Origin of the sequence: Aminobacter anthyllidis (assembly GCF_018555685.1) — a bacterium.
GTDB classification, from domain to species: Bacteria; Pseudomonadota; Alphaproteobacteria; order Rhizobiales; family Rhizobiaceae; genus Aminobacter; species Aminobacter anthyllidis.
Genome location: NZ_JAFLWW010000006.1, coordinates 374,532 through 383,758 on the forward strand (window position 1 = coordinate 374,532; position 9,227 = coordinate 383,758).

General features: G+C 64.8%; 12 protein-coding genes. 5 read left to right on the plus strand and 7 right to left on the minus strand.

From position 1 onward, the window contains the following. Positions 1-200 precede the first annotated feature (200 nt). The 3 genes from J1C56_RS22010 to J1C56_RS22020 form a co-directional block, all read right to left on the minus strand. A complete protein-coding gene (locus J1C56_RS22010) occupies positions 201-545 on the minus strand; it encodes an antibiotic biosynthesis monooxygenase family protein (protein ID WP_214392195.1) in 345 nt (114 codons plus the stop codon). Then, entirely contained in the window at positions 542-928 is a 387-nt protein-coding gene (locus J1C56_RS22015) for an NIPSNAP family protein (protein WP_214392196.1), read from the minus strand. Before J1C56_RS22015 ends, J1C56_RS22010 begins: the two co-directional genes overlap by 4 nt. Positions 929-993: 65 nt before the next feature. Continuing rightward, complete coding sequence (locus tag J1C56_RS22020) at positions 994-1,197, minus strand: DUF1127 domain-containing protein (RefSeq protein WP_246591699.1); 204 nt, start codon at positions 1,195-1,197, stop codon at positions 994-996. An 85-nt stretch (positions 1,198-1,282) separates the two neighbouring features. On the opposite strand from J1C56_RS22020, the gene J1C56_RS22025 reads away from it, so the two are divergent. Together J1C56_RS22025 and J1C56_RS22030 are read left to right on the plus strand one after the other, a co-directional pair. Continuing rightward, the gene (locus J1C56_RS22025) at positions 1,283-1,963 is read left to right on the plus strand and encodes an ArsR/SmtB family transcription factor (protein ID WP_214392197.1); all 681 of its coding nucleotides are present in this window, start codon (positions 1,283-1,285) and stop codon (positions 1,961-1,963) included. Positions 1,964-2,250: 287 nt separating this feature from the next. Beyond that, complete coding sequence (locus J1C56_RS22030) at positions 2,251-2,403, plus strand: hypothetical protein (RefSeq protein ID WP_184770089.1); 153 nt, start codon at positions 2,251-2,253, stop codon at positions 2,401-2,403. 234 nt (positions 2,404-2,637) lie between these two features. On the opposite strand, the gene J1C56_RS22035 is transcribed toward J1C56_RS22030, so the two are convergent. Next, a complete protein-coding gene (locus tag J1C56_RS22035) occupies positions 2,638-3,258 on the minus strand; it encodes a glutathione S-transferase family protein (RefSeq protein ID WP_214392198.1) in 621 nt (206 codons plus the stop codon). Between the two features lie 225 nt (positions 3,259-3,483). Between J1C56_RS22035 and J1C56_RS22040 the strand changes: the two genes are divergently transcribed. Then, positions 3,484-3,834, plus strand: coding sequence for a YciI family protein (locus J1C56_RS22040; RefSeq protein WP_214392199.1), 351 nt, complete (start codon positions 3,484-3,486; stop codon positions 3,832-3,834). A 2-nt stretch (positions 3,835-3,836) separates the two neighbouring features. After that, on the plus strand, positions 3,837-5,081 hold the full coding sequence (locus J1C56_RS22045; RefSeq protein WP_214392200.1) for an RNA polymerase sigma factor: 1,245 nt from the start codon (positions 3,837-3,839) through the stop codon (positions 5,079-5,081). Between the two features lie 171 nt (positions 5,082-5,252). Here J1C56_RS22045 and cysK read toward each other — a convergent pair whose 3' ends face one another. Continuing rightward, a complete protein-coding gene (gene cysK / locus J1C56_RS22050; RefSeq protein WP_214392201.1) occupies positions 5,253-6,233 on the minus strand; it encodes a cysteine synthase A in 981 nt (326 codons plus the stop codon). A 154-nt stretch (positions 6,234-6,387) separates the two neighbouring features. After that, positions 6,388-7,005, minus strand: a complete 618-nt coding sequence (locus tag J1C56_RS22055) for a LysE family translocator (RefSeq protein ID WP_214392202.1) — start codon at positions 7,003-7,005, stop codon at positions 6,388-6,390. Between the two features lie 214 nt (positions 7,006-7,219). Here J1C56_RS22055 and J1C56_RS22060 point away from each other — a divergent pair, with 214 nt between their 5' ends. Next, positions 7,220-8,476: an Hsp70 family protein gene (locus tag J1C56_RS22060; RefSeq protein ID WP_214392203.1), complete on the plus strand. Its 1,257-nt coding sequence runs from the start codon at positions 7,220-7,222 to the stop codon at positions 8,474-8,476. A 218-nt stretch (positions 8,477-8,694) separates the two neighbouring features. Here the strand turns inward: J1C56_RS22060 and J1C56_RS22065 are convergent, their stop codons facing one another. After that, positions 8,695-8,985 (minus strand): GIY-YIG nuclease family protein, encoded by a 291-nt coding sequence (locus J1C56_RS22065; protein WP_214392204.1) that lies wholly within the window; start codon positions 8,983-8,985, stop codon positions 8,695-8,697. Positions 8,986-9,227: the final 242 nt, after the last annotated feature.

Sequence of the window (9,227 nt, forward strand, 5' to 3'; positions counted from 1 at the left end):
CGCAGTGTTGGAACGCCGTCTGCGGGATGGTTCATCCAGTGAGCGAGCCCGGCGTCATGATCGATAGCTAGGCAGGTACTTGCCCATGCTCAAGTACGGACAAAAAGGTAAGGTACTTACCAAATTCTCAGAAATGGACGATTGTAGGAAAAAGAGCAGCGGGAAAGTTGCGTCAGGCGGTGAGGGGCAACGCTGACATCTCACCCATGCACCTTCCGACTGTCCCCCGGCGCCTCCGCCCGCTCGTGGAGCCCGTAGTCGCGGACAACATGGGCGATGCGCAGCCGGTAGCCTGAAAACACACCGCCACGCCCGGCCATCTGCGCCTGCCTGTGCTCTTCGGTGTTGCGCCAGGCCTTCACCGCTTCCTCGTCGCGCCAGAACGACAGCGACAACAGCCGCTTCGGATCGGCCAGGCTCTGGAAGCGCTCGATCGACAAAAACCCGTCGATGCCATCGAGCAGCGGGCGCAGGTCGGCGGCGATGCCGAGATAGGCATCGCGCTGCCCATCAGCCGGCTCGACCTCGAAGATGACGGCGATCATGGCTTCACGCTTTCCCGTTGCATGATCCCTGTCCGGAAAGTCTGCAGCTTTTCGGGATCATGCAAGGCCGCATGCGGCCCCGAGGCCAGTTTCAGGAAGATGCGGTCCTCCTTGAGGATGAACTTTTCCCGCCGGGCGAACTGGTAGTTCTCGCGGCCCAGCGGGTCGGCGGCAAGCCGCGCCCGGTAGGCCTCGTAGGCGGCGAGATTTTCGATGTTGTAGACGCCATAGGCCGTCGTCGCCGAGCCCTCGTGCGGGGCGAAGTAGCCGATCAGGTCAGCACCACAGCGCGGGATCGTCTGGCCCCAGTTGCGGGCATACTCCTCGAACGCCGCCTTGCCGAACGGGTCGATCTCGTAGCGGATGAAGCAGGTGATGGTCATTTCGGTCTCCGGAAAATGTTGGCAATGGTTCGGCCGGCATCGAAGCATCCGGCTAGGGCGGCGTGCTAGCGCCAGAAGGGTCTAGCGACTTCGCGCTCGACGTCGCGGCGGCTGAGGCCGATGTCGTCGAGCTGTTCGTCGGTCAGTTCGGAAAGGTCGAGCCGTTGCAGATGCCGGTCATAGCCGCGGGACAGGAACGCCAGCATCCGGCCGAATGCACCCAGCGGCAGGCGCTTCGGCTGTGTCGCGAATTCGGTTTTCGTCGTCATGGCTCACTCCTTTGTTGGGTTGGAGAATACGCATTGCCTGACGAGAATGCTTCGACTACCATCGAACCATGGAGGTAGTTGCGTCATGAAGGAAGGTCCCGATATCGCCCGCATCGCCAGCCTGGTCGGCGACCCTGCGCGCGCCAACATGCTGACCGCGCTGATGGATGGCGGCGCGCTGACGGCGAGCGAACTGGCGCTCGAAGCCGGCGTCTCCCTGCCGACGGCAAGTTCGCATCTCGCCAAGCTGATGGACGGCAAGCTGCTGACGGTGGCGAGCCAGGGCCGGCACCGCTACTACGCGCTGTCAGGCACCGAGGTCGCCAACATGATCGAGGCGATCAGCGGCGTCGCCGCCCATTCCGGCCCCAGGCGCGCGCGTCCCGGTCCGCGCGACAAGTCGATGCGCGAAGCCCGCGTCTGCTACGACCACCTTGCTGGTGACCATGCGGTCAAGATGTTTGACCGCTTCATCGCCGAGGAGATCATCGTCCGCGACGACGAGGAGATCCGGCTCGGGCCGGCGGGTGCGAGCTTCTTCACTGCGATTGGCATCGACACCTCGACGCTCAGTAGTTCGCGCCGGCCGATGTGCCGCGCCTGCCTCGACTGGAGCGTCAGGCGTTCGCATCTGGCGGGATCGCTGGGCACCGCCATCCTCGACAAGATCCTCGCCGAGAAGTGGGCGCGCCGCCCCGCCGGCAGCCGCGTCGTCGAATTCACCCCGCCCGGACGCAAGGCCTTCGAGAAACTCTTCCTCGCCTGACGCCAGATCTGTCGCAGCGACCTTGCGAATGGCCCGTCTCGATGTAACCGCGCCTCGAAACCTGTGGATAGTTTCGCGGCAATCGGCCGTTACATCCGTGGCGCAAAAGACACATCTTAACCAATGCCGCCCGATCAGGCCTAAATGCCTAGAAAAGAACGCAATTCAGCCGTGATCGGGCGCATTTTCACACGAAGATTAACATCGCGTTCACCGAAGATTCACATCCGCCGGCTATGATCGCTTTCACGTTCGGGACGAGCCCCGGGCGGACAGGGATAAGAACAATGGCTATCTGGAACCACCTCACTTTCGCCGCTGTGGCGTTTCGCGAATTCATCGCCCCGACCTACCGCCCCGAGCGCCACTACATGCGCGGTCCGGGACCTGCCTGCGCGCGCCGCACCAGCACGCTCCAGGCACGCGTGACCTTCCACTGATCATGACTGTTACCGGACGTCACGAAAGCCGCATCGCGCGGCCGACAAGCGATCACCGCTCGACCACCTTGCGCGGCGAACGCCGGGCGATTGCTGCCACTCGCCTCTAAGGCTTGTCCGCCCTCCCGGCGGCGCAAGCCCGGCTGCTCCAAGACAAGATGACGATCTGGCGCGCCGCCTCTTCGCGGACGCGGGCGCCTTGCCGATCGGCCTGTTCGCACGGGCCGTTTCGCCTCACCACATCTCGTGGCTGGCGTTGAGGTCCCTGATGACGGGGATGTCGCGCTGCGCCGCGCAGACGCGCTCGATATTCGCCCAGGTCGCGGCAACCTTGCCCGCCTCGGGGTGCCAGTGCGCCAGCATCAGCAGATAGATGTCGGCAACCGACATGCGCTTGCCGGCAAGCCAGTCGCGGCCTTCGAGCGCCTTGTCGAGAACACCGAAACCGCGATCGCTCTCGGCGATGGCGGCGACTTTCACAGCTTCGATGCCTTGCGCGTCGGTCGTGTAGCGCTGCGCATAAAAGTAGCGCAGCAGTGCCGGATACATCACCGACGACAGGAAGGTGAGCCAGCGCAGGAAGTCGGCGCGCCCCGGCGCATCCACAGCGGGCGCCAGCCGCGCATAGGGATGGCGCTCGGCGATCAGCTGGCACATCGCCGCCGATTCAGTCATCGCCCCGCCTTCCGGCAGCACCAGCGCCGGCACCTGGCCGAGCGGGCTGATGGTGCGGAATTCCGCGGCGGGTTCGGCGCCCTTGATCACCTCGATGCGCTCGAATGGCACGCCTGCCAGTTCGAATGCCGCCTCGACGACGAAGCCGCCGCTGCCGGCGCGTGTATAAAGCCTGTACATTGTTGTCCCCCTGCCGCTCCCCGGCGGTCGGATATGACATGCCGCCGTGTTGCTTCTCAAGCCGGGCGGATGCCGTCCAGGGTTGAATTTTCACCGGTCCAGCCCGCCATTTCCATGTGTTAGGCTCTGGCCCGAAAAAGATTCCGCTGGCCTGTCGAAATCCGTCCAAGCCGCGCGACTTCCGTTCAGCCGCGACGATGCGGCCGCAAACAACAGGAGACGGCAATGCAGTACATGCTTCTGCTTCACCACGACGACACGCCGTTCGCGGCGGCAAGCCCGCAAGACCAGGAGAAGATGAGCGCGCCCTACATGGCCTACAACGAAGCGCTGATCAAAGCCGGTGCGATGGTCTCGGGCGAGCGCCTGCAGGGCGCGTCGTCCGCCACCACCGTCCGCGTCCGCGACGGCAAGACCGAAGTGCTCGACGGCCCGTTCGCCGCGACCAAGGAGCAGCTCGGCGGCTTCTACATCATCGAGGCGCCGGACCTCGACGCCGCGCTCAACTGGGCGGCGCGCTGCCCCAGCGCCAACTACGGCACCGTCGAGGTTCGTCCGATCTGGCCGACCCGCTAGGAATGGCCGCAGGCGCCGAACAGGCGCGGGCGGCGGCGGAAGCTGCTGCCCGCCAGAGCTACGGCAGGCTCGTCGCCTGGCTTTCGGCGCGCACCCGCGATGTCGCCGGTGCCGAGGACGCGCTTGCCGACGCCTTTGCCGCGGCCTTGTCCAGATGGCCCGAGACGGGCGTACCCGACCATCCCGAGGCCTGGCTTCTGACCGTGGCGCGGCGCCGTTCCATCGACCAGCGCCGGCGGCGCATGACCGGTGAGGCTGGCCAGGCCCATCTCAGGCTGATCGGCGAAGAACTGGAACAGGAGATGGCGCGCGAGAAATTTCCCGACGACCGGCTCGGCATGATCTTCGCCTGCGCCCATCCGGCGATCGATGCCGGCGTGCGCGCGCCGCTGATCCTGCAAGCAGTGCTCGGTTTCGATGCCGCCACCATCGCCTCCGCCTTCCTGGTGTCGCCCGCGGCCATGGGCCAGCGCCTCGTGCGGGCCAAGTCGCGCATCAAGCAGGCCGGCATCCCGTTTAGCATTCCCGAAAAGGCCGAGCTCGGCGAAAGGCTGTCGGCGGTGCTGGAGGCGATCTACGCCGCCTTCTCCGAAGGCTGGACCGATGCCAGCGGCGCCGAATCCCGTCGCCGCAACCTCGCTTCCGAAGCCATCTGGCTCGGCCGGCTGGTTGTCGAGCTGCTGCCAGGCGAGCCGGAAGCGCTCTGCCTGCTGTCGCTGATGTTGCATGCCGAGGCGCGCCGCCCCGCCCGCCGCGGCGCTGCCGGCGAATTCGTGCCGCTCAGCGAACAGGACACTTTGTTGTGGGATGCAGGCCTGATCGGCGAGGCTGACGCATTGCTCCAGCGCGCCGGCGCCTTTGACGGCATCGGCCGCTACCAGATCGAGGCGGCGATCCAGTCGGCGCATGCCGCGCGGCGTTTCGCCGGCCGCACCGACTGGGCCGCGATCGCAATCCTTTACGCTGGCCTGATGACGCTCTCGGCTTCGCCCGTCGTTGCCGTCAACCATGCGGTGGCGGTGGCCTATGCCGGGGCGCTCGAGCAAGGCCTGGCCCTGCTCGACGCCATCGACGACGCCAGGCTCAACGAATACCAGCCCTACTGGGCCGCGCGTGCCGAACTGCTGGCGCTCACAGGAAGTTTGGCCGAGGCCGACAAGGCCTACCAACTCGCCATCGGCCTTGAGCCCGACCAGGCCGTGCGGCAGTTCCTCAAGCGCAGGCGGGCGGCTGTCAGCAAACGCTGATTGGCCGAGGTCTCTCGGCGGAAGGGCGCGCCGCCCCTCATCCGCCTGCCGGCACCTTCTCCCCGTAATGACGGGGAGAAGGAACAAGCGGCGACGCCGACGCCCCCCCTCTCCCCGTCCTTCACGGGGAGAGGGTAAGGGTGAGGGGCAATTGGAGATAGACTTGTCCGCTTACCCGCCCAATCCCTCGAACAGCACCGTCGAGAGATACCGCTCGGCGAAGGAGGGGATGATGACGACGATGTTCTTGCCGGCATTTTCCGGGCGCGAGCCGACGATGATGGCGGCTTGCAGGGCAGCACCCGACGAGATGCCGACCGGTACGCCTTCGAGACGGGCGACCAGGCGGGCGTTCGCCACCGCATCCTCGTTCGAAACCTTGATGATCTCGTCATAGACCGTCGTGTCGAGCACCTTGGGCGCGAAGCCGGCGCCGATACCCTGGATCTTGTGCGGGCCGGGCTGGCCGCCCGACAGCACAGGTGATCCCTCTGGCTCGACCGCAACGACATGCAGCGAAGGCTTGCGTTTCTTGATCACCTGGCCGACGCCGGTGATCGTGCCGCCGGTGCCGATGCCGGCAACCAGGATGTCGATTCCGCCTTGCGTGTCGTTCCAGATTTCCTCGGCCGTCGTTTCGCGGTGGATCTCGGGATTGGCGGGGTTTTCGAACTGCTGCGGAATGACGGCGTTCGGGATGGTCTGCACCAGCTCCTCGGCCTTGGCGATGGCGCCCTTCATGCCCTTGGCGCCTTCGGTCAGCACCAGCTCCGCGCCGAGCAGCGCCAGCATCTTGCGGCGCTCGATCGACATCGTCTCGGGCATTGTCAGGATCAGCTTGTAGCCCTTGGCGGCGGCGGCGAAGGCGAGCGCGATGCCGGTATTGCCCGAAGTCGGCTCGATCAGCGTGCTCTTGCCCGCCGTGATGCGGCCGTCGGCCTCGAGTGCCTCGATCATCGCGACGCCGATGCGGTCCTTGACCGATGCGATCGGGTTGAAGAATTCGAGCTTGGCGATGAGGTTCGCCCCGACACCCTTTTCCTTGGCGAACTTGTCGAGCCGCACCAGCGGCGTGTCGCCGATCGTTTCGGTGATCGAGCCATAGATGCGGCCGCGACCGGGCGCACGCGTGGAGGTGACGGGCTTGTTCATCGATTTAGCTCCCGAAATTGGCCTGAGATTTGAGCGACGAAGATAGGGTGTCGCAGGGCAAATTCCGAGTGGGTAGCGTGCTGATTAGGGTTGGTTCACGGAAACATGTTTCCGTGAACGCCAATTCAGGGGAATGAAATTCCAACCCGCAGGGTTACTGGCGGACGGCGATGGCCGCCGCCGCGCCCACCATGAAGCCGGCGGCGGTGCGGTTGAGCAGCTTGAGTGCGCGCGGTGTCTTGAGAAACCAGCGTGCCTGCGAGGCCAGCAGCAGATAGGGCACCAGCACGACCAGCAGCACGGCGATCGTGATGGCGACCAGAATGCCGTAGTCGCCAAGCGTCAGCGCGTGCAGGTCGACCACCGTCGGGGTGATCGCCAGGTAAAAGATCATCGTCTTGGGGTTGCCCAAGGTCACCGTCAGTCCGGCGAGGAAGCTCGAAAACAGGCCGCCCTTGCCCTTCTTTGCCTCGACCGTCTCCGGCGTGATGCCGCTGGTCCAGAAATTGTAGGCGAGGTAGGCGAGATAGGCGACGCCGAGCCATTTGATCGCCAAAAACACCATGCCGAACGACTGGGCGACGAAGGCCAGGCCAAGCACGACGGCGGTGAGATAGGTCAGGTCGCCGACCACCAGCCCAAGCGACATGGCGAGCGACGAGCGGAAGCCCGAGCCGAGCGCGCGCGCCACCAGCGCCGTCACGCCCGGCCCGGGAATCGCGGCGGCGATGGCAAGTGCACCGCTATAGGCAAGAAAACCTGTAAGGGTCATGGTGGATACTCGGCCCGGTTGAATGGCCGCGATATCGCATGAAAGCGGTTTCCAGGGAATGCCGCGGGGATTGGGCCAACGATCACATTTTCCCGGAAAATGCCTTGCAGACATCGACATTCATCGCCCCGTCGTGTAGGCGCACGGTCCGATTGCGGCCCGGCAGAAGCTTGGGGTCGCCCATTCATTCATGCAGAAAATTCAGGACTAGGTGATGCGACCGGCTTTCGGCGGCATAGACTTCGGCACTTCCAATTCGACCGTCGGCGTGATCGAGAACGGCCGTCCGCGCCTCGTCGCGCTCGAGGGTGAAAACGTCACGCTGCCCTCGGCCATCTTCTTCAACTTCGAGGACAACCAGACGGCACTCGGCCGCCGCGCCATCGGCGAATACACCGACGGTGCCGAAGGCCGCCTGATGCGCGCGCTGAAGAGCGTGCTCGGCTCGTCGCTGGTGCATGAAAAGACCCGCATCAAGGCGCGTTACATCGCCTTCACCGACATCGTCGGCATGTTTGTCGGCCACCTCAAGGACCGCCTCGAAAACCATGTCGGCGAGCCGGTCGACAGCGTTGTGCTCGGCCGCCCGGTGCAGTTCGTAGACGACAATCCCGAGGCCGACGCGGCCGCCCAGAGCGAGCTCGAAAAGGCCGCGCGCGCGCAAGGCTTCAAGCATATCGACTTCCAGTTCGAGCCGATCGCGGCAGCGCTTGACTACGAGCGTACGGTGACGCGCGAGGAGCTGGCGCTGATCGTCGACATGGGCGGCGGCACCTCCGACTTCTCGATCGTCCGCGTCTCGCCCGAGCGCGCCGCCTCCAGTGACCGCAAGGCCGACATCTTGGCCAATCGCGGCGTCCATATCGGCGGCACCGATTTCGACCGGCTGCTCTCGATCGCCCACGTCATGCCCGAGCTCGGCTATCTCACCCCGACCAAGGACGGCAAGCGCAACCTGCCGGCGGGTTATTTCATCGACCTGGCGACTTGGCAGCGCATCAACCTGCTCTACACGCCCAAGGCGATGCTCGACCTGCGCGCGATCCGCTTCGAGGCAGAGCGCCCCGACCTCATCGACAGGATGATCGAAGTCGTCGACCAGCGTTTCGGCCACGCTCTGGCGACCAAGGTCGAAAAGGCCAAGATCGAGCTGACCGATGCGTCCGAAGCCGCCATCGACGTCAAGCTGCCGGGAGCGAAGTTCACCGCGGCGCTGACCAGGCAAGGTCTCGAAGACACCATTCGCACCGCCGTCGACCGCGTCACCGCGACCGTCGCCGACACGCTTGCCGAAGCCCAGGTCGGCGCCAAGGACATCACCGCCGTCTTCCTGACCGGCGGCTCGACCGCCATCCCGCTGGCACGCGAAAGCATCCTGGCGCTGGTGCCGGGCGCCCAGATCGTCCAGGGCGACGCCTTCGGCTCGGTCGGCCTCGGCCTTGCACTCGACGCGCAGCGCAAGTTTGCCTGAGAGCAGGCTGTCGCCGGCCTCGACCGCCGGCGATTGGGGCAGACAGCAAATGAAGCCCGTCATTCCCGACCTCGTGAGCTCGTGAAACGAGCGGAGAGTGTCGGGAATCCATGCCGTGACCGTGATGAGTGGTATCACGGTCCCAGAACTGCTCGTCGCAAAGAACGTGCTTTAGGAAACCATGCTACGGCGCAATGACGGCGGAGCTGGCTCAGCCCTTAAATCAGGTGCCACGCAATGTCGCGCCAATCAGGATTGCGTTCCTCGATCAGTTTGACCTTCCAAGCTCGTGGCCACTTCTTGATCGCCTTCTCGCGGGCGATGGCATCGACAACGAGGTCGTATTCGTCGAACCAGACAAGCCGCACCGCGCCATAGCGAGCAGCAAACTTCGAACCGGTTCCGGCCTGGTGCTGCAGCAGGCGACCAGGGAGATCGGATGTCACGCCGGTGTAGAGCGTGCCGTTCTTCTGCGAGGCGAGGATGTAGACGTACCCCTTCCGGCCCATCCGGGAACCTTAGCCGGACGCGGACATGCGGCAAGCCAGTTCCTGCTCCGATTTTGATTTCGCCCATGTCACGGCATGGATTCCCGACACTCTCCGCTCGCTTTGCTCGCTCGCGAGGTCGGGAATGACGGAGGCGAGGGGCCGTATCTGCTAACCTTCAACGGCGGATCACTTGCCTTAACACTCGCCTCTGTAAGTCACAGACCGTCGAAAGTTGGTGGCGCCACTTCCCACCCCGTCAT